Origin of the sequence: Streptomyces sp. NBC_01214 (genome assembly GCF_026340975.1) — a bacterium.
Taxonomy (GTDB): Bacteria; Actinomycetota; Actinomycetes; order Streptomycetales; family Streptomycetaceae; genus Streptomyces.
Window position 1 is genome coordinate 146272 of the sequence record NZ_JAPEOS010000003.1, and the last position, 23089, is coordinate 169360.

20 protein-coding genes are annotated in these 23089 nt (G+C 72.5%); 16 read left to right on the plus strand and 4 right to left on the minus strand.

Annotation, left to right across the window (positions count from 1 at the left end):
- Positions 1–22: 22 nt before the first annotated feature.
- A complete protein-coding gene (locus OG594_RS37090) occupies positions 23–619 on the minus strand; it encodes a TetR/AcrR family transcriptional regulator (protein ID WP_266606790.1) in 597 nt (198 codons plus the stop codon).
- A 115-nt stretch (positions 620–734) separates the two neighbouring features.
- On the opposite strand from OG594_RS37090, the gene OG594_RS37095 reads away from it, so the two are divergent.
- The 10 genes from OG594_RS37095 (at position 735) to OG594_RS37140 (ending at position 12521) form a co-directional block, all read left to right on the plus strand.
- On the plus strand, positions 735–2450 hold the full coding sequence (locus tag OG594_RS37095) for a serine/threonine-protein kinase (protein ID WP_266606791.1): 1716 nt from the start codon (positions 735–737) through the stop codon (positions 2448–2450).
- Between the two features lie 115 nt (positions 2451–2565).
- Positions 2566–3735 (plus strand): agmatine deiminase family protein, encoded by a 1170-nt coding sequence (locus tag OG594_RS37100; protein ID WP_266606792.1) that lies wholly within the window; start codon positions 2566–2568, stop codon positions 3733–3735.
- A gap of 119 nt (positions 3736–3854) precedes the next feature.
- Complete coding sequence (locus OG594_RS37105) at positions 3855–4436, plus strand: TetR/AcrR family transcriptional regulator (protein ID WP_266606793.1); 582 nt, start codon at positions 3855–3857, stop codon at positions 4434–4436.
- Between the two features lie 497 nt (positions 4437–4933).
- Positions 4934–5872, plus strand: a complete 939-nt coding sequence (locus tag OG594_RS37110; protein ID WP_266606794.1) for an urease subunit beta — start codon at positions 4934–4936, stop codon at positions 5870–5872.
- Between the two features lie 219 nt (positions 5873–6091).
- Positions 6092–7111, plus strand: coding sequence for an agmatine/peptidylarginine deiminase (locus OG594_RS37115; protein ID WP_266606795.1), 1020 nt, complete (start codon positions 6092–6094; stop codon positions 7109–7111).
- A gap of 87 nt (positions 7112–7198) precedes the next feature.
- A complete protein-coding gene (locus tag OG594_RS37120) occupies positions 7199–8872 on the plus strand; it encodes an ABC transporter substrate-binding protein (protein ID WP_266606796.1) in 1674 nt (557 codons plus the stop codon).
- Positions 8869–9831, plus strand: coding sequence for an ABC transporter permease (locus OG594_RS37125; RefSeq protein ID WP_266606797.1), 963 nt, complete (start codon positions 8869–8871; stop codon positions 9829–9831). The genes OG594_RS37120 and OG594_RS37125 overlap by 4 nt, the downstream gene beginning before the upstream one ends.
- Positions 9828–10682: an ABC transporter permease gene (locus OG594_RS37130; protein ID WP_266606798.1), complete on the plus strand. Its 855-nt coding sequence runs from the start codon at positions 9828–9830 to the stop codon at positions 10680–10682. Before OG594_RS37125 ends, OG594_RS37130 begins: the two co-directional genes overlap by 4 nt.
- Positions 10679–11713 (plus strand): ABC transporter ATP-binding protein, encoded by a 1035-nt coding sequence (locus OG594_RS37135; RefSeq protein ID WP_266606799.1) that lies wholly within the window; start codon positions 10679–10681, stop codon positions 11711–11713. Before OG594_RS37130 ends, OG594_RS37135 begins: the two co-directional genes overlap by 4 nt.
- Complete coding sequence (locus OG594_RS37140) at positions 11703–12521, plus strand: ABC transporter ATP-binding protein (RefSeq protein ID WP_266606800.1); 819 nt, start codon at positions 11703–11705, stop codon at positions 12519–12521. The genes OG594_RS37135 and OG594_RS37140 overlap by 11 nt, the downstream gene beginning before the upstream one ends.
- Before the next feature lie 10 nt (positions 12522–12531).
- Here OG594_RS37140 and OG594_RS37145 read toward each other — a convergent pair whose 3' ends face one another.
- A complete protein-coding gene (locus OG594_RS37145; RefSeq protein WP_266606801.1) occupies positions 12532–13227 on the minus strand; it encodes a TetR/AcrR family transcriptional regulator in 696 nt (231 codons plus the stop codon).
- Between the two features lie 157 nt (positions 13228–13384).
- Here OG594_RS37145 and OG594_RS37150 point away from each other — a divergent pair, with 157 nt between their 5' ends.
- The 6 genes from OG594_RS37150 (at position 13385) to OG594_RS37175 (ending at position 20280) form a co-directional block, all read left to right on the plus strand.
- Complete coding sequence (locus OG594_RS37150) at positions 13385–14548, plus strand: agmatine/peptidylarginine deiminase (protein ID WP_266606802.1); 1164 nt, start codon at positions 13385–13387, stop codon at positions 14546–14548.
- A gap of 192 nt (positions 14549–14740) precedes the next feature.
- On the plus strand, positions 14741–16558 hold the full coding sequence (locus tag OG594_RS37155) for an ABC transporter ATP-binding protein (protein ID WP_266606803.1): 1818 nt from the start codon (positions 14741–14743) through the stop codon (positions 16556–16558).
- A gap of 166 nt (positions 16559–16724) precedes the next feature.
- Positions 16725–17177: a hypothetical protein gene (locus tag OG594_RS37160; RefSeq protein ID WP_266606804.1), complete on the plus strand. Its 453-nt coding sequence runs from the start codon at positions 16725–16727 to the stop codon at positions 17175–17177.
- Positions 17174–17347 carry a hypothetical protein gene (locus OG594_RS37165; protein ID WP_266606805.1) on the plus strand — a complete coding sequence of 58 codons (174 nt, stop codon included), beginning with the start codon at positions 17174–17176 and terminating at the stop codon, positions 17345–17347. The genes OG594_RS37160 and OG594_RS37165 overlap by 4 nt, the downstream gene beginning before the upstream one ends.
- Before the next feature lie 61 nt (positions 17348–17408).
- On the plus strand, positions 17409–18146 hold the full coding sequence (locus tag OG594_RS37170) for a carbonic anhydrase (RefSeq protein WP_266606806.1): 738 nt from the start codon (positions 17409–17411) through the stop codon (positions 18144–18146).
- A 175-nt stretch (positions 18147–18321) separates the two neighbouring features.
- Positions 18322–20280 carry an NAD(P)/FAD-dependent oxidoreductase gene (locus tag OG594_RS37175; RefSeq protein ID WP_266606807.1) on the plus strand — a complete coding sequence of 653 codons (1959 nt, stop codon included), beginning with the start codon at positions 18322–18324 and terminating at the stop codon, positions 20278–20280.
- 58 nt (positions 20281–20338) lie between these two features.
- On the opposite strand, the gene OG594_RS37180 is transcribed toward OG594_RS37175, so the two are convergent.
- Both OG594_RS37180 and OG594_RS37185 read right to left on the minus strand, forming a co-directional pair.
- On the minus strand, positions 20339–22309 hold the full coding sequence (locus tag OG594_RS37180; RefSeq protein WP_323185414.1) for an NAD-binding lipoprotein: 1971 nt from the start codon (positions 22307–22309) through the stop codon (positions 20339–20341).
- A gap of 129 nt (positions 22310–22438) precedes the next feature.
- On the minus strand, positions 22439–23020 hold the full coding sequence (locus OG594_RS37185; protein WP_266606809.1) for a hydrolase: 582 nt from the start codon (positions 23018–23020) through the stop codon (positions 22439–22441).
- Positions 23021–23089 lie beyond the last annotated feature (69 nt).

Below are 23089 nucleotides of genomic sequence, written 5' to 3' on the forward strand. Positions count from 1 at the left end.
ACTGACTGGAATTTCAGTCAATTTACGTGGTGAAGGAACCGAGTCGGTCGATCTCGACTCCGATCGCCCCGCGCATCAGGTCGCGGGCGTGCGCCACGGGCAGCAGGCCGCTCAGCCAGCGGCTGCTCAGACCCTCCAGGAGGGCGGTCAGCCGCTCGGCGGCGGCGCCGACGGCAGCGCCCGGCGCGGCCGGGCACGCGGCGGCCAGCAGGTTGGCGACCTCCTCCACCCAGGCCGCGCCGGCCGCGGTGAGTTCCTCGCGCAGTTCCGGGTCGAAGATCGTGTGGGCCCGCAGCTCCCCCCAGGCCGTGCTGTTCTCGCGCACTTCGGGCAGGTCCTGGAACTCGAGCAGCAGGATCCGCTCCAAGAGCCGGCGCGGGTCCGTCGCGGGGAGCGCGGCGCCCACTCCGCCCGCGGCGCCCGTGTAGCGGTCGGCCCGGTCGCCGATGAAGGCCAGGGCGTGCCGCAGGATGCCGGTCCGGTCCTTGAAGTGGTAGTAGATCAAGGCGGTCGACACGCCGGCCTCGGCGGCCAGGTCGCCCACCCGCAGCCCGCGGACCCCGCGCCTGGCGATGACCCGGGCGGCGCCCTCCAGGATGGCCCTTCTTCGATCCGACACTGGGTGATCCTCCCTTCTGGCGGTGTGCGTCTCGCATTGTCACACATTGACTGAAACTTTAGTTAGCGGCACGATGCGCCCCAGGTCATTGCCGCATCGTTGAAAGAGCCACCGCATGTTCGCTCAGCTTCCCGGCGTACAGTCCGCCCTCACGGCCCTGTCCGCCGACGACCCCCACGAGATCGGTGGCTACCGCCTCCACGCCCGGCTCGGCTCCGGCGGCATGGGGGTGGTCTACCTGGCGTACACGCCGGGCGGCCGGCCCATCGCGCTGAAGGCAGTCCGGCGCGAGTTCGCCGCGGACCCGGAGTTCCGCGAGCGCTTCGCCCAGGAGGTGGCGAGCGCCCGCCGGATCCACGGCCTCTTCACGGCGCAGGTGGTCGACTCGGGCGAGGACGACCACACCCCGTGGCTGGCCACGGCATACGTGCCCGGCCCCTCGCTGCACCAGGTCGTGCAGCGGCACGGGCCGCTGCCGGTGCGCACGGTGCTGCTGCTCGTCGCCGGCATCGCCGAGGCCCTCCAGGAGATCCACCGGGTGGGCGTCGTGCACCGGGACCTCAAGCCGGCGAACGTGCTCATCGCGGGGGACGGGCCGCGGGTGATCGACTTCGGTATCGCGCGCGCCGCCGACGCCGCCGCCCTGACCGGCGTGGGCCTGCGGATCGGCACCGCCGCCTTCATGGCGCCGGAGCAGGCGCTGGGCCACCCGGTGACGCCGGCGACCGACGTGTTCGCCCTCGGGGCGCTCGCCGGGTTCGTGGCGGCCGGGGTCCCGCCCTTCGGGAACGGGCCGGAGTCCGGCGCCCTGTACCGGGTCGTCCACGAGCACCCGGACCTCGGCCGGATCCCGCGCGAGCTGCACGACCTGCTGTCCTGGTGCCTGGCCAAGTCTCCGCAGGACCGTCCCACGACCGCCGATCTGATCGCGGCCGTCCACGCGCACCCCCTCGTGGGTCCGCGGCCGGAGTTCACCGACGGCTGGCTGCCCCGGCCGGTGCTGGAGGAGGTCGGGGGCCGGGCGGACGCCGGCCCGGCCGGCGAGCCCGCGGGGTCAGGCCCGTCCGCGGGGTCCGGCCCGTCCGCGGGGTCCGGTCGGCCGGGGCCGCCCGTACCCGTACCCGTACCCGTACCGGAGCACCTCCAGGCGACGAGGGCGGCGGCCGCATACCCCGCCCCCGGGCCGGGCGGGACCATGCCGTACGCCCCGGCCCCCGCCCCGGGCCCGGCCCCGAGCCCTGCTCCGGCGGCCCCCGTGACCCCGGCGGCCCCCGTGACCCCGGCGACCCCGGCGCGCCGTGACCGTCGGCGCGATCGGAGCCGGCTGCCCGCGGTCGCCCTGGCCGCCGCGGCGCTGCTGGCCTGCGGAGGCGGCGCCTACTGGTTCGGCTTCCCCCCGGAGGAGGGCGACGCCCCCGCCGCGGAACCCACCGCCGCCCCGCCCCGACCGGCGACCTCCGCGTACGTGCCCGGATACGCGCAGGCCGAGCTCACCGCCCCGGATTCCGGTTACGAGTTCGACCTGCGCGCTGGGAAGGTGGTTCCCGTCGAGACCGCCGCTTGGTACCTCGCACGCGGCTCAGACGCCTTCCTGCTCTCCGAGGAGTCCGACGCCTTCGTGGCCGACGGAAGCGGAGAGCTGACCCCGGACGACTGTGCGCGGGGCATCGAGACCCGGCCCGTGACGACCCTGCCCTTCAAGACGCTCGCGAAGGAGCGCCCCTTCTGCGTGCGAAGCCCTGACCAGCGGGAAGTCGTGATCGTACGGCTCATCGAGGCCACCTCCGCAGGGTCCGTGACGATCGCCGTCGACCACTTCCGCAAGAGCTGATCCGCGGAAGCGGAACAGGGTCCACGGGGCAGGTCGACACGCAGGAAAGGTTGACTGAATTTTCAGTTAAGGCAAGGATGCCGTCCATCCCGCCCCTCCTCATCAGGGAGTCACCATGGATATCAACCCCCGCACCTCTCGCCGCCGCGTGCTCCAGTTCGGCGCGGCGGCGCTGCCGCTGGCGGCCCTCGGCTCCAGCCTCCCCTCGCTGGTGCAGACGGCGTCGGCCGCCCAGAACGGCACCGGCACGCTCCGCATGCCCGCCGAGACCGACCGGCACGTACGGACGTACATGGCCTGGCCGGCCCTCTCCTCGGTGTGGGGCAGCGGCCTCGCGGCGGTACGCAGGGACATCGCCGAGGTGGCCCACGCGATCTCGCGCTACGAGCCGGTCGTGGTGCTGGCCCGCCCCGGCCAGGTCGCCGAGGCCCGCTACCAGTGCGGACTGGGCGCCTACTACGGAATCCAGGTCATCGACATCCCCAACGACGACCTCTGGATCCGGGACTTCGGCCCCACCTTCGTCGTCGCCCCGGGTGCCGTCGCCGGTGTGGACACCAACTTCAACGGCTGGGGCAAGGCCGGTACGAAGTACGCGCAGCCCTTCGCCAACGACGCGGCGGCGGCCCGCACGCTCCTCGCCGAGTACGAGGTGAACCGGATCCGTGCGGGCTTCGTCGGCGAGGGCGGCTCGCTGGAGACCGACGGCGAGGGCACCCTGCTGGCCACGGTCAGTTCGATGGTGAACGCCAACCGGAACCCGGGCATGAGCCAGGCCCAGGTCGAGCAGGCCATGAAGACGGCGCTCGGCATCGACAAGGTGATCTGGGTGCCGGGCCTCGCCGGCGAAGACATCACCGACTGTCACATCGACTGTCTGGCCCGCTTCATCGGTCCCGGCCGCGTCATCCTCGACAAGCCCGGCCCGGTCGCGGACAAGAAGTGGGTGGCCGTCTACGAGGAGACCAAGAGGGCCCTGCAGAGCGCCACCGACGCCCGGGGCCGCCGCCTGTCGATCACCGAGCTGCCCGGCCCGGACCGGCGCGAGATCACCGGCCAGGGCGACGAGTTCCTGTCCAGCTACACCAACTACTACACGGCGAACGGTGCGGTGATCGCGCCGCGGTTCGGTGACGGTCGTGCCGACGGCGTCGCCTACGCCATCCTCCAGGCCGCCTACCCGGGTTACCGCGTCGAGCAGCTCCGGATCGACGGCATCGCCTCCGGCGGCGGCGGGATCCACTGCGCCACCCAGTCCCACCCGGCCGTGCCGCCGGCCGTCTGATGGCCGGGCCGCCCCGTCCGGCACGGACGGTCCCGCCCGCCGGGGCGGCCCGCGCGGGCGGGACTCCTGGTGACGGGCCGCGTACGTACCCGCCCGATCATCCCGGTAAGGTGCGGAGCATGTCGTCTCGTAGTACTCAGATCCTCGAAGCCGCCGCCAGGGTGATCGCCCGCCGCGGTGTGCGCGGGCTGCGCGTGGAGGAACTCGCGGCCGAGGCCGGCGTTTCCACCGCCCTGATCTACTACCACTTCAAGGACCGTACGGGCGTCCTGCGCCAGACGCTGGAGTTCATCAACGACCGCGCCGAGCGCTACACCACCGACCGCGATCCGGACGACCCGCCGCTGACCGCGCGCGAAGAGCTGGAGGAGACCCTCCTGCTGGAGCTCCAGGACACCGTGGAGGTACGGGAGAACAGCTCGGCCTGGGGCGAACTGCGGGCGAGCGCCGTCTTCGACGAGGTCCTGCGCGAGGACCTGGCGCGGGCGACCCTGGTGTGGGTCCAGGAGGTGGCCGCGCTGCTGGGCCAGGTCCAGCCGATGGTGCCGGCCTCCGCGCTGGCCGGGGCCGCCGAGCGGCTCACCGCCCTGCTGGAGGGGCTGAGCATGCGCTGGCTGAGCGGCGGCATCAAGATCGACCATGCCCGCGAGCTGATGCGGGGCGCCATCGACGCCGAGCTTTCGGGGCTCGGGCAGCGCTGACGGCCGCCGGCCGGGACCGTTCCACTACCCCGACCCGACCCGACCCGACCCGACCCGACCCGACCCGACCCGGCCTTGCCCGGGTGCCGCCCCGGCCGTGCCCCGGCCGTGGCCCCTGGCGCCCCGCGCCCGCGTACGCGTCCCGCAGGTCCTGCGCCCGACCCCCGCGCGACTCCCACTCGTCCCCTGTTCGACTCCCGAGTCTCCTTGTGGACCCGGGCCTGTTCAGCCTCTTGACTGAATTTTCAGTCAATGCCAGAGTGAGGATTCCGAGCAGGGCGGACCGAATCTCCCGTCCCATCGGACCGCCTGCCGGCCCGTGCAACCTCACGGCCCGCGCCCGGCCCGCACTCCTCGAGGTACCCCTCGACGCACCTTGTGAGGCGTCCCCCGGCGCGCCACCGGCCCACGGCCGCAGCCTCGCGCACCACGCATCCGGACGGTGATGTACCGGCCCCGGCCGTACCCTCGCCCGCCTTCCGGAGGAAGGAATGACCATGAAGGTTTCGACCGGCCCCCGACCCCCGGCGCCGGGTGCGGGACGGTCGGGGGACCTCATGCCCCTGACCCCCACCGCACGTGACCGGCAGCTGCTCCCCGCCGCCGCCGAACCGGACCGCGCGCGGCACGCCCGGGGCCTGCGGCGGAGCGCCCGACGGGCGACCGCGCTGATCAAGGGCACGGTGTGCGGGGCGGCGTGCGACCGGTCGCGCCTGGTCGGCGCCCTGGGGTGGGGCCGCGGCGTCCTGGGCCCGGACGGCGTGCTCCCCGGGGTCGTCGACATCGTCACCGGGGTCCAGGTCGAGGCCGTCTTCGAGGGCGGCACCCGCCGGGCCGCGATCAGCGGGCCCTTCGGCGCGCAGGAGCGCGACGGGTCCGCCCCGGGCGCGGTCCTGCCCGCCTCGGACACGGCCGCGGCGCCGGACCCGGCAGTCACCCTCACCGTCCACAACGCCGCCGCCCTGCCGGTGGGCGTCACCTCGCACTTCCCCTTCTTGGAGGCGGATCCGCGGCTCGACGTCGACCGGGCGTCGACCCACGGGATGCGACTGGAGGCCGCCGCCGGTTCCTCCACCCGCTTCGACTCCGGCCCCACCGTCCAGGTCGGCCCGGTGTCCGTCGGCGGAGACCGGATCGCGATCGGTTTCGCGTGCCTGCCGCAGACGGCGCCGAAGTCCGACTTCCCGGCCTGCGGGGTCACCGGCGACCCGAACGCCGCGGCCGGCTGCTGCGGCCTGGCCGTCTCGTTCGGATCGTGCCGGGCCCGCGACGCCCGGCACCGCACCTGGCCGCGTCGTTGGGGCGACCGCGTGCGTCCAGTACGCGGCGCGCTCCTCCGCCTCGCCCTGCTTCCCCTCGGCCCTGCGGGCCTGGGGAGACCCCATGGCACCGGATGCCGCGGGCGCGGCCGACAAGATCCAAAAGGGGCGACCTAGGCCCCCGGTCCGGCGCGCACGGCGCGGCGCCCGCTGACCTCGCGGCCGCCTTCGTCGGCCGCGCCGCCGCCGGGTCGCCCTGCGCGGCACGTGCGGCATCGGGCTCCTCTCGTCGCTTCCTCCAGTCATCCCGCGCTCCCGCCCTGCCCCACCCCTTCGCTCTTGACTGAATTTTCAGTCGAGTGGAAGACTCCACCCACGCAAGAAATGAGACATCTGATGACCGAATTCCGTATGCCCGCCGAGTGGTCCCAGCACGACGGCTGTCTGATGGCCTGGCCCACCCGCGAGGACCTGTGGGGCAGCGTGCTCAGCGACGTGAAGGAGGAGTACGCGAACGTCGCCCGCGCCATCGCCGCGTTCGAGCCCGTGACGATGGTGGCCCCGCCCGGCTTCGGCGAGGACGCCCGTACCCTGTGCGGCGACGGCGTCACCGTCATCGAGCTGCCGCTCGACGACTCCTGGTTCCGCGACTGCGCCCCCCTCTTCGTCCTCGACGGCAACGGCAACGGCAACCGCGCCGGAGTGGACTTCCGCTTCAACGCCTGGGGCCGCAAGCACCACCCGTTCGACGCCGACGACCGGATCAGCGGCCTGCTGCTGGACCACCTCGGGGTCGACCGCATCCCCTCCGGCATGATCCTCGAGGGCGGAGCCATCACCGTCGACGGCGAGGGCACGCTGATCACCACCGAGCAGTGCCTCCTGCACCCGAACCGCAACCCCGGCATGAACCGCGACCAGATCGAGGCCGAGCTCAAGGCCCGGCTCGGCGTCACCAAGGTCATCTGGCTCCCGTACGGCGGCCTGCTCGACACCGAGACCGACGGTCACGTCGACGGCGTCTGCGCCTTCGCCGCCCCGGGCACGGTCGTCATCTCCCTGCCTTCCGACCCGGACCACCCGGACCACGCCCGCATGCGCGCCAACCGCGCCGTGCTCGAGGCCACCACCGACGCCCGCGGCCGCCGCCTGGAGATCATCGAGGTGCCGCAGACCGCCTTCGCCGACCTGGCCGACGGTGAGATCGAGGTGTCGTACCTCAACTACTACGTAGCCAACGGCGGCGTCGTCGTCCCGGTGGCCGGCGTGCCCCAGGACGAGGAAGCCCTCGCCGTGATCGCCACGGCCTACCCGGGCCGCAAGGTCGTCGGGGTACGGGCGCTCGCCATCGCGTTCGGCGGCGGCGGCGTCCACTGCATCACCCAGCAGATCCCCGCAGTGCGGACCACCGTCTGACCCGGGAAACCGGCGGCTCCCGGCGGACCGCTCCGGCGGTCCGCCCGCTCCTCCCCCCGCATCCCTCACGGAATAGAGAGCGCGACGATGACCACCACCCCGCCCCGCGCCGGCAGACGCTTCCGCGGCCGGCGCGGCCGGCCCAGCCCCGTGGCTGCGGCCGCGACCGCCGCCCTGGCGTCCATCTCCCTGCTCGCGGCCTGCTCCGGCCCGCCGAAGCAGAACGCCGGCGGTGTCACCGACGTCAAGCTGTCGGCCTCCACGCCCGAGGCCCGCGGCGAGATCGACTCCTTCACCTGGGCCGTCTACGCCGAACCGCCCACCCTCGACTACACGGTGGCCTTCGACTACCCGCAGAACACCGTCCTGTCCAACGTGTGCGAGAGCCTGATGCGCTGGACCCCGGGCCTCACCACGGAGCCCGGTCTCGCCCAGAAGGCGTCCAACCCGGACCCCACCACCTGGGTCTACGACCTGCGCCCCGGCGTCCGCTTCCACGACGGCAAGGAGATGACCGCCGACGACGTGGTCTTCAGCCTCGGCCGCCAGACGGACCCCGACAACGCCGCCGCCTGGGCCCAGGTGTTCCAGAACGTCGCCTCGATCACCAAGAGCGGCCCGTTGCAGGTCACCGTCAAGCTCAACAAGCCCGACTCGCAGTTCCCCCAGTACATGGCCACCGCCGCCGGCGCGGTCGCCTCCAAGGCCGCCGTCGAGGCGGCCGGCAAGGACTACGGCACCACGGGCGGCCTCGGTTGCAGCGGCCCCTTCAAGCTCGGTACGTGGAACAAGGGCCAGTCGATCGAACTGGAGCGCTTCGACGGCTACTGGGGCACCAAGGCCAAGTCGAAGAAGGCCGTCTTCCGCGTCCTGACCGACCCCTCCGCCCGGACGAACGCCATGCTCAGCGGGGAGGCCGACGGCGGCTACCTGATCCCCACCGAGAGCTACGCCCGCCTGCGGAGCAGCGGCACCGGCACCCTCTACTTCGGCGAGGGCCTGAGCACGGTCAACGTCAACGTCACCAACATGCAGGGCCCCCTCGGCGACGTCCGCGTCCGCCGGGCGCTGTCCCTGGCGCTGGACCGTTCCGGCTTCGTCAAAGCCGGCCTCGGCGGGGCCGGCACCGTCACCAACTCCCTCACCACCCGCGCCGCCTGGGCCGCCGCTCCCGAGCGCACCCTGAAGACCGCCTTCGACAGCCTGCCGCCCACCGGCCAGGACATCGAGAAGGCCAAGGCCCTGGTCAAGGAGGCCGGCGCCACCGGCAAGACGCTGACCGTGGCCACCAGCTCCATAGGCCAGGACGTCTCGCTCCTCGCCACCGCCGTCCAGGCGGCCGGCACCCAGATCGGCCTGGACGTCCAGCTGAAGACGATCGCCCCGAACGCCTTCACCGCGCTGTTCACCGACCCGCAGGCGCGCGAGGGCATCGACATGTTCCCGCTCACCTACTACGACTCGATCACCGACCCGCTCGACCTGCTGCAGAACTTCAAGACCGGCGCCTACATGAACTTCGCCGGCTACAGCGACCCCGGGTACGACAAGCTCGTCGACGAGGCGAGCGCCGTCTACCCGACCGAGCAGCGGATGGACATCGAAGCGAAGCTCCAGCACCACGCCTCGGAACAGCTGCTGTGGATCCCGGTCGCCGAGTGGCCCACCGCACTGTTCATGAACAAGCGCATCACCGGCGCCCCCACCACCATCTCGTACATGTACTACCCGTGGGCCGCCGACGTGGGGGCCGCGCAGTGAGTTTCGTCAGATTCGCGTTGCGGCGGGTGGCGGAGATGGCCGCCACCCTGCTGACCGCCTCGTTCGTGGTCTTCGGGGCCATGTACCTGGCACCGGGCAACCCGGCGAGCTTCCTGCTCGCCGGCCGCTCCGCCTCCCCGGAGGCCCTCGCCTCGATCAACGCCCAGTACCACCTGGACGACCCCTTCTTCGTGCGGTACTTCCGGTGGCTGGGCGACGTACTGCAGGGCGACTTCGGGCGGTCGATCACCTACCGCACCGACGTCTCGCGGCTGCTGGCGGACCGCCTGCCCACCACCTTGATGCTCATCGTGATGTCGCTCGTCGTGGTCGTCGCCGTCGGCCTGTTCCTCGGCCGGATCGCCGCCGTCCGCGGCGGGGCCACCGACTCCGCCATCCTCGTCACCACGACGTTCGCCGTCGGCACCCCGTCCTTCGTCGCGGCGGTCCTGCTCCAGGGCCTCTTCGCCGTCAACCTCGGCTGGTTCCCCAGCAGCGGGGCGGGGGACGGCGGCTTCGGCGACATGCTCTGGCACCTCACGCTCCCCTCCATCGCCCTCGCGCTCTACCTGATCGGCATGCTCGCCCGGGTCACCCGCTCCGCCATGCTCGAAGCCCTCGACAGCGACCACGTCACCGTCGCCCGCAGCCGGGGCGTCCCCGAACGCCAGGTCATCAAGCGCCACGTCTTCCGCAACTCGCTCGGCACCGTCCTGACCACCGGCGGCCTCATCGTCTCCACGCTGCTGGTGTGCACCATCCTGGTGGAGACGGCCTTCAGCATCGGCGGCATCGGCCAGCTCCTCGAACTGTCCACCACCACCGCGGACTTCCCGACCGTCCAGGCGATCTCCCTGATCATCGTCGCCCTCTTCATGATCGTGAACCTGATCGTGGACCTGCTGCTGCCCCTGGTCGATCCCAGGGTCACCCTCGGAACGAGGAGCGCCGCCGCATGACCGCCGTCCTGACCCGCCGGCCCGGCGTCTCCCGGATCCGAGCCGCCGGCTCCCCGCTCCACCTGGTCTGCCTGGTGCTCGTCGCCGTCGTCGTCCTGGCCGCCCTGCTCGCACCCTGGGTCGTACCCCACGACCCAAACGCCGTCGACCTCGGCAACGCGCTGGCCGCACCATCGGCCGCGCACCCGCTCGGCGTGGACGCGGCCGGCCGCGACACCCTCTCCCGGCTGCTGCTCGGCGCCCGCACCTCGCTGCTCGGACCGCTCGGCGTCGTCGCCTTCTCCACCGTGGCCGGCATCGCCATCGGCACGGTCGCGGCCTGGCGGGGCGGCTGGATCGACTCCGTGCTCTCCCGCAGCACCGAGCTGGTCTTCGCCTTCCCCGGCATGCTGCTGGCCATCCTGATCATCTCGGTCTACGGAGAGGGGCTGCTGGCCCCGGTCCTCGCCCTCGCCGTGGCCTACCTGCCCTACGTCAGCCGCCTCACCCGGTCCCTGGTCCTGGCCGAACGGGCCCGCCCGTACGTCAGCGCCTACCAGGTCCAGGGCCACTCGGCGCTACAGATCTGCCTGCGCCACATCCTGCCCAACATCGCCCCCGTCGTCCTCGCCCAGTCCACCATCAACTTCGGCTACGCCCTGATGGACCTGGCCGGACTGTCCTTCCTCGGGCTCGGCGTACCCGCCCTCACCCCCGACTGGGGCCGCATGGTCTTCGACGGCCAGACCGCCATCCAGCACGGCTACCCGCTGTCCGCGATCCTGCCCTGCGCCTTCATCGTGCTGACCGTGGTCGCCTTCAACGTGGTCGGCGAACGCTGGGCCGACCGCATAGCCAGGAGGGCCCGATGAAGCCGTCCCGACCGCCGCAACCGCCGCTCGTGCCGCACCCCACGTCACCGACGCCCACCCTCGACGTCCAAGGGCTGCGGATCACCCTCCCCGGTACCGCCCGGCCCGTCCTCGACGGCGTCGACCTCACCGTCTCCACCGGTGAGACCGTCGCCCTCGTCGGCGAGTCCGGCTCCGGCAAGAGCCTCACCTCGCGCAGCGCGCTGAACCTGCTGCCACCCGGAGCCGTCGTCGAAGGAGCCGTGCGGGTCGGCGGCGAGGACGTCCTCACCATGAACGCCGACCGGCTGCGCACCGTACGCGCCAGTGCCGTGGCCATGGTCTTCCAGGACCCGCGGGCCGCCGTCAACCCACTGCGCCGCATCGGGGACTTCCTCACCGAGAGCGCCACCTTGACCCGGGCCATGAGCCGGGCCGAGGCGACCGCGCGCGCCACCGAGCTGCTGGGGGCCGTGGGCCTGGATGCGGCGGTGCTGCGCAAGTACCCCGGCCAGGTCTCCGGAGGCATGCTCCAGCGCGTGGTGATCGCGGCGGCCCTCATGGGGGACCCCGTCCTCCTGCTGGCCGACGAACCCACCACCGCGCTGGACGTCACCTCCCAGGCCGAGGTCATCTCCCTGCTCGCCGGGCTCCGCGCCCGCTTCGGCACCGGCCTGCTGTTCGTCACGCACGACCTCGACCTCGCGGCGGCCATCAGCGACCGCGTCTACGTCATGTACGCCGGCCGGATCGCCGAGAGCGGGCCCGCCGAGGCCCTCTTCGCGCGGCCCCGGCACCCGTACACGGCCGCCCTGCTGGCCTCCACCCCGCGGATGGACGGCCCGCGCGGCCGGCTCTCCGCCATCGACGGCCAGCCGCCGGACCTGCGCCAGGCCCTCCACGGCTGCGCCTTCGCCGCCCGCTGCCCGCTCGCCACGGAGGTCTGCGACCAGCAGGTCCCGCTGCCGGTGGCCGCCCCGGGCCGGCCGGGACACCTGGCCGCCTGCCACCACAGCGACCGGCTCGAAGGGAGCACCGTCGATGCCCGATAACGGACTTCCCGACAACGTCCTGGAGGTCACGGGGCTGCGCCGCTCCTACGGAGCCGTGCGCGCCGTGGACGACGTGTCCTTCGTCCTCCCCGGGGGCGGCTCGCTGGGGATCGTGGGGGAGTCCGGCTCCGGCAAGACCACCACCGCGCGGATCGTCGTCGGCCTGGAACGCGCCGACGAGGGCGAGGTCCTGGTCGGCGGCCGGAACCGGACCGCGCGGGGCGGGGGCCGCGGCCGTGCGCGGCGCCTGGCCCGCGCCCGCGAGGTCCAGATGGTCTTCCAGGACCCGTACCTCTCCCTCGATCCGCGGACCAGCGTCGAGGCCGCCCTGCGCGAGACCCTGCGCCTGCACTTCCCGGGCCGGGACCACGCCGGGCGGATACGGGAGCTGCTCGATCAGGTGGGGCTGGGCACCCGGGCCGCCGACGCCCTGCCGCGCCAGCTGTCCGGCGGCCAGCGCCAGCGCGTCGCCATCGCCCGGGCCCTGGCCGTCGAGCCGTCCGTCCTCGTCCTGGACGAGGCGGTCGCCGCGCTCGACGTCTCCGTACAGGCGCAGATCCTCAACCTGCTCGCGGACATCAGGGAGCAGACCCGCATCGGGTACCTCTTCATCACCCACGACCTGGGCGTCGTACGGTGCGTCACCGACGAGATCGTCGTGATGCGCCACGGCCGGATCGTCGAGGCGGGCGCCACGGCCGAGGTGCTGGCCGCGCCCCAGCACCCCTACACCCGGCTGCTCCTGGAGTCGGTGCCCCGCCCGGGGTGGGACCCGGAGGCGATCGCCGCCGCCCGCCGGGCGCTGTAGCGGGGGCCGGTCACGGCCCGGATCCGGCTCCCGCGGTTCCCGCAGTTCCCGCGGCTCCGGAGGCTCCCGCGGCTCCCGCGGCGAGGGTACGGATCAAGGTCCGCAGGACCGGCCCCGTACCGCCCTCGGCGCCGAGGGAGTCCATGGCCGCCAGGCCGTCCACGGCGGCCGCCACGGCCAGTCCCAGCGGGCGCGGGTCCAGGTCCCCGCCCCGTTCGTCGGCCAGGACCTGGAAGAGGGCGACGAAGCAGGCGCGCCAGCGCCGGTACTCGGCTTCCAGGCCCTCCCGGACCCGGGCGTCGTTCAACGCCTGCCAGTGCAGGGCGGAATGGAGGTGGGAGAGCTCGGCGCCCTCGGGACGGCCGAGCAACTGGACGACCCGTTCGGCACGCTCGGCGAAGGGGCCGGGGCCCGACACCGCCGCCTCCAGGGGGATGATCCATTCCGGACGGATGTCCTGGATGACCGCCAGGACGAGATCGGTCCGGTCCTGGAAGTGGTAGTGGCACATTCCGTGCGAAACGCCGGACAGTGCGGCGACGTTGCGGGTGGTGAAGCCCTCGCTCATCTCGCCCGCGAGCAGGGTCCGCGCGGCGGCGATCAGTCGTGCGCGGGTCTGTTCGCCCTTCGCCGAGGCCCGTGGCCGGCCGGCCCTTACAGGGGGAGCGACCGGCCGGCCCCCGGAGTCCTTCGCGACAGCTGCCATGGCGTCACTCTAACCAGCCTTCGGTCCGCGACCTGGGGCTTTCCACGATCCACCGGAACGACCTCGTCCAGACTATTGACCGAGCGCTTGGCCAGTTTTAGCTTTCCGGTCAACCCCGCTGTCCCCGCGGGGAGTTGAGCCATCGGAGGACCCCCACATGAACGATCACGCAATGAACCGGCCCGCGGGCGAGGGCATGGGCATGGGCAGGCGCAGGTTCCTGGCGGCGGCGGGACTCACCGCCGCCGCGGCCGCCCTGGCCGCGACCGAAGGGCGGGCCGGCGCCGCCGCCGCGATCCGCCCCGCGGCCGCGGGCGCCTTCCGCGTGCCGATCGAGGACGTCCGGCACACCCGCACCTGGATGGCCTGGCCGGACTCCACCTCGATCTGGGGCAACACGCTCGGCGGCGTCCAGCAGGACATCGCCCTCATCGCACGGACCATCGCCAAGTACGAGCCGGTCTACCTCTGCGCCAACTCCGCCAGCGCGGCCAAGGCCCGCTCGATGTGCGGCTCCACCGTCACCGTCATCAGCACCATCCCCGTCGACGACTGCTGGATGCGCGACACGGGACCCGTCTTCCGCACCAACGGATCCGGCGGCCTGGACGCCGTCGGCCTCAACTTCAACGGCTGGGGCAAGAAGCAGGCCCACTCCCGGGACAACCTGGTCGCCGGCCGGATCGCCTCCTACGTCGGGGTCCCCTTCACCGCCGCCGCGCTGGTGGGCGAGGGCGGCGCGATCGAACAGGACGGCGCCGGCACCCTGATGGCCACCCGCAGCAGCCTGGTGAACAAGAACCGCAACCCCAACAAGACGGAGGCGCAGATCGAGGCCGCCGTACTCGCCGCCTACGGCGCCTCCAAGCTCATCTGGTTCGACGGCGTCAAGGGCCAGGACATCACCGACGACCACGTCGACGCGACCTCGCGCTTCCTCACCCCCGGCCGCGCCGCCGTCCAGATGCCCCTGGCCTCCGACAACGACGTCTACGCCAAGGACGCCCGCCAGCAGTACCAGATCCTCTCCGCGTCCACCGCCGCCAACGGCACTCGCATGACGGTCGACCAGATCCAGGGCCCCGACTACAACAAGATCCGCTCCTCCAACCCGGACTTCCTCGCCTCCTACGCCAACTACTACCTGTGCAACGGCGCCGTCATCAGCGCCCACTTCGGCGACACCCGCGCCGACACCGCGGCGAAGGCCACCCTGGCCCGGCTCTACCCCGGCCGCACCATCGAACAGCTCAACATCGACCGGCTCGGCACCGGCGGCGGCGGGATCCACTGCGTCACCCAGCAGCAGCCCGTCCCGTAACCGGCAGCCGCACACCACGGCGCAAGGTCCACAAGGGCCGTTCCGGAGCGCTCCGGAACGGCCCTCCGCCGTTCCCGGGCACGAACGGGCACGAGATACCGCCATCCGGGAAAATCCTTGGACCGCGCGGACACCGCCACGGGACACTTCCAGTTCCTGCAAACCGCCCGCACACAACAGCACAGGGTTGCAATGGGAACGCCTGAACCGCCCGAAAATCCACCGGGCAAAGGCCCGGTCATCCTCGCACTTCGCTACTACGGACGGGAGTTGGTCCGCCTTCGATGGCTGACCGCACCCGCGATGCTGCTCCCGGCGCTGGGCAACATCGGCATCAACTACATCGCGCCGCTGATCGTCGCCAAACTCGTCGGCCGCATCGCCGGGGGTGGCAGCACCACCGTCGACGCGATGCTGCCGTACGTCCTCGGCTTCGCCGGGGTCCTGCTCCTCGCGGAGGCCCTGTGGCGCCTCGGCCTGCACTGCCTCAACCGCCTCGACGCCCGCGGCATCGAGCACCTGTACGTGGTCGGCATGGACGAACTGTTCGCCAAGGACGCCGCGTTCTTCCACGACAACTTCGCCGGGTCGCTGACCAAACGGGTGCTCAGCTTCGCCTCCCGCTTCGAGGAGTTCGTCGACACCCTGACCTTCTCGGTGATGGGCAGCTTCGTACCGCTCGTGTTCGCCTCCGTGGTGCTGTGGCAGTACGACCCGCTGCTCGTGGCCGGACTCCTCATCCTGATCGCCGTGACGGCACTGGGCGTGGCGCCGCTGATCCGGCGCCGCCAAGGACTCGTCGCCCAGCGCGAGGAGGCCATCGCCCGGGTGTCGGGCCACGTCGCCGACAGCCTGATGAACATGGACACCGTCCGGGCCTTCGCCGCCGAGGAACGCGAGGCGGCCGAGCACCGCTCGCGCGTCGCGGAGTCGCGCCGGCTCACCCTGCGCTCCTGGGACTACGGCAACCTGCGCATCGACACGCTGGTCGCGCCGATGTCCGTACTGACCAACGCGCTGGGCCTGCTGCTCGCCGTCACGCTCGGCGGGGGAGAACACGGAGTGGAGGCGGTCATCGTCGCCTTCACCTACTACGCCAGCGCGACGCGGATCATGTTCGAGTTCAACCAGATCTACCGCCGGCTGGAGAGCTCGATGACGGAGGCCGCACAGTTCACCGAACTGCTGCTCACGCCCCCGACCGTAGTCGACCCGACATCCCCCGAGCCGCTGCGGCCCGGGTCCTCCGCCGTCCGCTTCGAGCGGGTCACCTTCGCGCACGGCGGCGGCAAGCCGCTCTTCGACGGCCTCGACCTGGACGTGCCCGCAGGGACGAAGATCGGCCTCGTCGGCCGGTCCGGCGGCGGCAAGACCACGCTCACCCGGCTGCTGATGCGGATGACGGACATCGAATCCGGCCGGATCCTGATCGGCGGCCAGGACATCACCCGCCTGCGCCAGGCCGACCTGCGCAGCCTGATCGCCTACGTCCCGCAGGACCCGGCGATGTTCCACCGCACCCTGCGGGACAACATCGCCTTCGCCCGGCCGGACGCCACCGAGGCCGAGATCCGCCGTGCGGCCGAGGCGGCGCACGTCACGGAGTTCACCGACGCCCTGCCCGACGGCTTCGACACCATGGTCGGCGAGCGCGGCGTCAAGCTCTCCGGCGGACAGCGCCAGCGCGTCGCGCTCGCCCGGGCGATCCTGCGCGACGCGCCGATCCTGCTGCTCGACGAGGCGACCAGCGCCCTTGACTCGGAGAGCGAGATCCTCGTCCAAGAGGCGCTGTGGCGGCTCATGGAGGGCCGGACGGCCCTCGTGGTGGCGCACCGGCTGAGTACGGTCGCGACCATGGACCAGCTCGTCGTCCTCGACCGCGGACAGATCGTCGAACGCGGCACGCACGAGGAGTTGCTCGCCACGGAGGGCGCCTACGCGAAGCTGTGGCAGCACCAGTCGGGAGGCTTCCTCGACGACACCTCCGCCGCACGCTCGAACCTCAACTGACGGCGGCCCCGGCCGGCCGGGAAGTTCCCCTACCCCGACACAGGGAACATCCCGGCAGGCACGGGGAGCAAGCTTCTTGACCTGTGGTCTTCTTCGGCGCGACGGCCTTCATCTGCGACTACCTCGCCGCCGGCGGCCTTCGGCGGGAGATCGGCGAGGGCTGCACGTGGCGAACGTTCTCAAGGCCCTCGACACCGAAGCGGTCTGCGCCGTGAACGACGAGGCCCAACGGCTTCGGCTCGGCCTGGGTGGTGGCGGATCGTGGTTCCGGGCCCATCTCGCCCCCGACGGCGTCCACTATCTGCTCCCGGATCCGGCGCACTACTACTGGCCCGGTACTCCGAACGCTCGCGGCGGCGTGATCGATGGGTGGCAGTGCACCATGCTGCTGCGGATGTGCAACGGGGAGCAGGTCGGCGGCATGGTCGCCGTACTCCCGGAGACCTTCACGGCGTTGCCCTCGACATTGCTCCGGAAGGACCAGCTGCGCCTCGTCCACCGCGTCCGCTCCATCGAGCGAGACACCTCCTCATGGGGCCGAGACCACCAGGCCGAATGCGCACCGCAGCTTTGCGGCTACGTCCCCGAAGCAACCGACAACGCCCCGACGACTGCATGACCGCCACGCGGCGGGCGGTACCGGGCCACACCGGCGCGGACATCGTGGAGTCGGCGTGCGGACGCGTCCCGGTGGACCGTGGCTCGGTCGGCGCGGACCGGGTCATCACCGACGAAGGGGTGCGCGAGCAGCTCGCCGCCGTGCTCGTACGGCTGCTGACGCCCCACTGAAGGGTCCCACCTGAGAGCGGCACCCACCCTTCAGGGGCGGATGTGCATATTTTGTTCTGATATGAGCACCCATGTGGAAAACCATGGCGGCCCGGCGCGGCGCCGGCTGCTCCGGGTGGTACTGACCGGCACGGTGGCCCTCGGGGCCGGCCTGGTGGCCGGTTCCCCCCGCACCCCGGACACCCCCGTCGCCGGGGGCCCCGGACGGACCCGGCCCGCCACCCCCGCGTCCGCGCTGCGGGAACTGGAGACGGGCAACGCGCGCTGGCGGACCCTGCACGAGCGGCACCCCGACGAGACGCGGACCGTGCGGCAGACACTGGTCGGCGGCCAGCACCCCTTCGCCGTCGTCCTCGGCTGCGTCGACTCCCGCGTCCCCCCGGAGCTGGTCTTCGACCAGGGCCTGGGCGATCTGCTGACCGTACGGTCGGCGGGCGAGGTCCTGGACGAGGCGGTGCTCGGCAGCATCGCCTACGGAGTACTCGAACTGGGCATCCCGCTGGTCGTCGTCCTCGGCCACCAGTCGTGCGGGGCGGTCGCCGCGGCCGTCCGGGCCGCCGAGGACGGGGCCCCGCTGCCGGGCCACATGCAGTACCTCGTCGATCAGATCCGCCCGGCGATCGACCGCACGCTGCGCGAGGCCGCGCGGATCGACGCCGCGATCACCGCGAACGTAGGGCTGGTGCGGGCACGGCTCGCCGCGGAACCCGAGCTCGCCGCCAAGATCGCGGCCGGGAACCTGGCCGTGGTCGGAGCCCGGTACGAACTGACCAGCCAGCGGGTGCGCCGGCTCGGCTGATCCGCCGGGTCCGGACGGGCTGATCCGCCGGGTCCGGATCGGCCACCCGCCGCGTCCGGCCCGGCACGAATCCCAGTTCGTCAGCCTCGGGGCCCCCGCCGCACGTCCGGGTGGTTGTTCCCCGTAGAGGTGCCTTTGGGCGCTCAAGACGCCGGCGGGCCGGGAGAGTTGATACATGATCACCGAACCCGTGCCCGCGCCCGATCCCACGCCCGGCCCCTCCGGCGAGCCCGCCCCGGCGCCCTCCCGCCGCCCCTCCCGCCGCAAGGTCATCGCCGGCGCGGCCGCCGTCGCAGGAGTCGGCGCCCTGTCGGTCGCCGCCGCCTCCGGGACCCCGCAGGCCCCGTCCGGCTCGGCACGCCCCGACTGGGAGACCTGCCTCGCCATCGCCCGGGCCGTCCTCGTGCGCGACGAGGACGACGAGCCCCTCGTGCCCCGCTACTCCGACATCCTGCTGAAGAACGGCCTGCCCCGGTCCCGTACCCGCAAGAAGGTACTGATCGTCGGCGCCGGGCCCGCCGGGCTCACCGCCGCCCACCTGCTGCGCGAAGCCGGGCACCAGGTCACCGTCATCGAAGCCAACGGCAACCGGGTGGGCGGCCGGATCAAGACCTTCCGCACCGGGGGCCACGAGAAGTCCGCGGCCCCCTTCGCCGACCCGAAGCAGTACGCCGAGGCGGGCGCGATGCGCATTCCCGACAGCCACCCCCTGGTCACCGGGCTGATCGACAGTCTCGGGCTGAAGCGCCGGCGCTTCCACCTGGTCGACGTCGACGGGTCCGGCCGCCCCGCCTACCGAACCTGGATCTTCGTCAACGGCATCCGCGTCCGCCGCGCCGACTACGCGCGCAGCCCGCAGGCCCTCAACAAGTCCTTCGGGGTCCCGGCGGCCTACGAGGCCCTGCCCGCCGCGCAGATCGTCCGCAACGCCTTCGCCCCCGTGCGGAGGGAGATCGAGGGCAAGAAGGACAAGCAGCTCGTCGAGGGCTGGGCCCGCGTGATCCAGCGCTACGGCCACATGTCGATGTACCGCTACCTGACCGAGGAGGCGAAGCTCGACGAGCGCACGATCGACCTGATCGGCACCGTCGAGAACCTCACCTCCCGCCTGCACCTCGCCTTCGTGCACAGCTTCATCGGGGCCTCGCTGATCAGCCCGGACACCGCCTTCTTCGAACTGCCCGGCGGCACCGCCACCCTGGCCGACGCCCTCTACGCCCGCGTCGACGACCTCGTCCGGCTCGACCGCCGGGCCACGCGGATCACCCACGGGGAGGACGGGGTCAGCATCGAGACCGTCTCCGAGGGCCGCGGCGGCAGCCCGGTGCGCCGCGAGACCTTCACCGGCGACACCGCGATCATCACCGTGCCCTTCTCCGGGCTGCGCCACATCCCGGTCGCGCCCGCGCTCTCGTACGGCAAGCGGCGCGCGATCACCGAGCTGCACTACGACGCGGCGACCAAGGTGCTGCTGGAATTCAGCCGCCGCTGGTGGGAGTTCGACGAGGCCGACTGGAAGCGCGAGCTGGAGGCGGTCCAGCCCGGCCTGTACCGCAAGTACCAGCTCGGGCAGACCCCGGCGGACGGCACCCTGCTGGGCGCCCACTCGTCCGTCGCCGACCGCGGCATCTCCAGCGGGCAGCGGGCGCACTACGCGGCCTGCCGGGCGGTCACCCGGGACCAGCCCGAGGCGGCCCACGTCATCGGCGGCGGCTCGGCCACCGACAACCCCAACCGCTTCATGTTCCAGCCCTCCTACCCCGTCGAGGGCAGCGCGGGCGGGGTCGTGCTCGCCTCCTACAGCTGGTCGGACGACGCCCTGAAGTGGGACTCCCTGGACGACGAGGAGCGCTACCCGCGCGCGCTCGCCGGGGTGCAGGAGGTGTTCGGGCAGCGGATCGAGGTCTTCTACACCGGCGTCGGGCGCACCCAGTCCTGGATGCGCGACCCGTACGCCTACGGCGAGGCCTCCGTGCTGCTGCCCGGCCAGCACACCGAACTCTTCCCCCACGTCCGCAAGGCCGAAGGGAACCTGCACTTCGCCGGGTGCCACACCTCCATCAAGCCGGCGTGGATCGAGGGAGCGCTGGAGTCCGCGGTGCGCACCGCCCTGGAGGTCCACTCGACGCTCTGAGCGAGCGGCGGAGGCCTCCGCCTCCGCCCCCCCGCCTCCGCCCAGCCCCCGCCCCGCCTCAGCTTTCGGCGAGCACGATCAGCCAGTCGTGCTCGCCGAAGCGGACCCGCTGCCGCTTGTCCGGATTGAGCTGCACACCGTACGCGGGGCCCGTGGCGGCGCCGGCCCGCAGCCGGTAGCCGACCGCGCATTCGCGGCGCCGCCGCGCCGACTCGACGAGGGTCGCGAACGTCACCTCGCGATCGGTTCGGACGTAGTCCGTGACCGGCTTCAGATGGAGCTCGTTCCCCTCCGCCTCGAACAACTCCTCGAAGACGGCGGCGAGATAGGGGCTCTCCGAGATCTGGGTCATGAGGAGACTGATCAGCCGGCCGCTGACGATGAAGTCGGCGCCCTCCCGGGCGGGCGCCAACAGCCGGTTGCCGTCGTCGGACATCTCCGTGGTCAGCGACGGCTCCCGCCCCGCCGCCTCCCCGATGGCCCGCAGGTGCAGCAGGGTGACCAGCGTCCGGTCGTCCGTCTCCGTCCCGGTCTCCGGAGCGAGGCCGAGGTCGATCGCGCGGGCGGGCGGCGGCGCCGCCGCGTGGGGGAGCGGCTCGTGGCCCGTCTCGCCGATCACGATCACACGGTCGTACGCGGGCACGTCCAGCTTGGCCAGCAGCTCGGGATCGGTGATGTCCCCCCTGCGGAAGGCCACTTCGAGGTGGGTGCGCGCCTGCGCGACGCCCGGGGCGGCGCGCGTGCGCACCTCGTCGGCGAGCGATACGACGTCCAGCGTGCTCCCGGGGCCGACGAACTGGTCGAGCTGCTCCACGACGAGCGGCGCGCGCCGGTTCCAGCCGAGGAGGAGCAGCCGTTCGGCCTCGGGCGCCCCGGGGCGGGCCGTGACGATCGCGTCCTCGTCGACGCACGAGGACGCGTCCGCCGGTACGGCCGTGTCGTCGTCCTCGGAGATGAGGACGATCCGGTCGCCCGCGCCGATCGTCGTACCGGGGTCCGGATTGAGCGCGACACCGCCGTCGGCGTGCAGCAGGCCGACCACCGAGGACGTGCTGAACGCCAGCAGGGCCTCGCCGAAGGTGCGTCCGGCGAGGCCCTGGGCGGCGGCGGTGTAGAACTCGTCGCCCGCGAAGTCGAGCAGTTCCTGGTAGACGAGCGACAGACCCGGCTCGCGGGCGGTCTGGACGAGGAGCCGGGCGATGATGTCGTCGACGCACAGGACGTGCCCGCCGGGCCCGGCGGCCAGCCGGGCGGTGAGATGGCTGCGGGTGTCGCGCACGGCGGCGACCACCACCGCTCCGCCCGGCTCGGGGACCGCCGCGTCGAGGGCGAGCAGCGTCTTCACCACCTGGGCGTCACCGGTGTCCCCTTCGGGGGGCAGTACGAGCACGGCCTTCGCGGTCCGCGGACTCACCCGGGCCAGCGCCGTGGGGTCGGTGGTGCGGCCGTTGCGGCAGATGATCCGCGTCGTGCCGGTGCCGGTGCCGGTGCCGAAGCCGGCGCTGGTGCCGGCGGCACCGGTGAGGGAGGTCGAGATCTCCTCCTCCATCTCCACCTTGTCCTTCGGCGCGAGGACGGCGATGGCGGACCTGCGCTGGTTGGCGTTGGCGGCCAGCAGCTCCCCGACCACCGGGAAGATCTGGTCCGACCAGCCCAACACGACGGTGTGCCCGGATTCCAGCACGGTGGAGTGGCCGCGCCGCAGCAGCATGATGCGCCGGTTGATGCCGGTGGTGATCAGACCGACCAGCGTGGACACGAACAGCAGGGCGACCAGGGCGAGCGCCACGGAGGCCAGTACGTAGAGGGGGGACCCGACCGCACCCCCGATCTTGAGCGTCTGTCCGACGCTGACCCATACGGCGGCGAGCCGGCCGGAGAGGGTCGCCGGGGCGGCCCGGTCGGACCAGACGAGCACCGTGCTCGCCGGGACCACGACCGCGAGACAGGCCAGGGCGAACCAGCCGATGAGCGCGGTGGTTCCCCCCGCCATCAGATGGTCGAACCGGTACCGCAGACGCAGCGCCAAGGACGTAGCGTGCCGCTGCGCCATGAGAACCCCCTCGCCTTCCTCGCTGCTAACCCGCGGGCGCCCGCTCGGTTACGGGTGAACCGCCCCCGCGGGGCCGCTTCGGGCGGGCAGCCGGAGTGCAGCCGGTCAGGAGTCCAGGGCCGCGATGATCTCGTCCGTCGTGCTGACCCTGCCGATGCGCGGGAAGATCTTGCCGAAGGTGTGGGCGTGGGAGTCGGGGTCGGTGTCGGCGGTGGCGTCCTCCGCGAAGACCAGGTCGTAGCTGAGCTCCCACGCCGTACGCGCGGTGGACTCGACGCCGACGCTGGTGGAGATGCCGGCCAGCACGATCCGGTGGATGCCGCGGCGGCGCAGCTGGAGGTCGAGTTCGGTACCGGTGAAGGCGCCCCAGTGGCGTTTGGTGACGACCACGTCCCCGAGGGCGGCCAACTCGGTCGGGATCTCGGAGAAGGCGGCGGGCGGGGCGGCGGCCGGGCCGGGCCGGTCGACGTTCGCAGTGGGCAGGTCACCGCCGTCCGGGGACCACGCCACCTTGACCAGGACCACGGGCAGCCGGTGGGCGCGGAACGCCTCGGCGAGCGCGATCCCCTTCCCCAGGATCTCGGGGGCGGGCTTCGCGGCGGGCCGGTCGAGGATGCCCGTCTGGAGGTCGATGAGAACCAGGGCGGTGTCCCCGCCGAGGGTGAGGTGGTGGGGTTCGGCGGTCATGAATCTCCTCCGGCAAAGTGGGGCGTAGGGTGCAATTTACTGGGTGGTCCGTTGATTTCCCCGACGCTC

What these genes read in the sequence shown, in the direction of transcription:
- OG594_RS37095 (WP_266606791.1), top strand. Translation starts at nt 735, where the DNA reads ATGTTCGCTCAGCTTCCCGGCGTACAGTCCGCCCTCACGGCCCTGTCC.
- OG594_RS37100 (WP_266606792.1), top strand. Translation starts at nt 2,566, where the DNA reads ATGGATATCAACCCCCGCACCTCTCGCCGCCGCGTGCTCCAGTTCGGC.
- OG594_RS37105 (WP_266606793.1), top strand. Translation starts at nt 3,855, where the DNA reads ATGTCGTCTCGTAGTACTCAGATCCTCGAAGCCGCCGCCAGGGTGATC.
- OG594_RS37110 (WP_266606794.1), top strand. Translation starts at nt 4,934, where the DNA reads ATGAAGGTTTCGACCGGCCCCCGACCCCCGGCGCCGGGTGCGGGACGG.
- OG594_RS37115 (WP_266606795.1), top strand. Translation starts at nt 6,092, where the DNA reads ATGACCGAATTCCGTATGCCCGCCGAGTGGTCCCAGCACGACGGCTGT.
- OG594_RS37120 (WP_266606796.1), top strand. Translation starts at nt 7,199, where the DNA reads ATGACCACCACCCCGCCCCGCGCCGGCAGACGCTTCCGCGGCCGGCGC.
- OG594_RS37130 (WP_266606798.1), top strand. Translation starts at nt 9,828, where the DNA reads ATGACCGCCGTCCTGACCCGCCGGCCCGGCGTCTCCCGGATCCGAGCC.
- OG594_RS37135 (WP_266606799.1), top strand. Translation starts at nt 10,679, where the DNA reads ATGAAGCCGTCCCGACCGCCGCAACCGCCGCTCGTGCCGCACCCCACG.
- OG594_RS37140 (WP_266606800.1), top strand. Translation starts at nt 11,703, where the DNA reads ATGCCCGATAACGGACTTCCCGACAACGTCCTGGAGGTCACGGGGCTG.
- OG594_RS37145 (WP_266606801.1), bottom strand. Translation starts at nt 13,227, where the DNA reads ATGGCAGCTGTCGCGAAGGACTCCGGGGGCCGGCCGGTCGCTCCCCCT.
- OG594_RS37150 (WP_266606802.1), top strand. Translation starts at nt 13,385, where the DNA reads ATGAACGATCACGCAATGAACCGGCCCGCGGGCGAGGGCATGGGCATG.
- OG594_RS37155 (WP_266606803.1), top strand. Translation starts at nt 14,741, where the DNA reads ATGGGAACGCCTGAACCGCCCGAAAATCCACCGGGCAAAGGCCCGGTC.
- OG594_RS37165 (WP_266606805.1), top strand. Translation starts at nt 17,174, where the DNA reads ATGACCGCCACGCGGCGGGCGGTACCGGGCCACACCGGCGCGGACATC.
- OG594_RS37170 (WP_266606806.1), top strand. Translation starts at nt 17,409, where the DNA reads ATGAGCACCCATGTGGAAAACCATGGCGGCCCGGCGCGGCGCCGGCTG.
- OG594_RS37175 (WP_266606807.1), top strand. Translation starts at nt 18,322, where the DNA reads ATGATCACCGAACCCGTGCCCGCGCCCGATCCCACGCCCGGCCCCTCC.
- OG594_RS37185 (WP_266606809.1), bottom strand. Translation starts at nt 23,020, where the DNA reads ATGACCGCCGAACCCCACCACCTCACCCTCGGCGGGGACACCGCCCTG.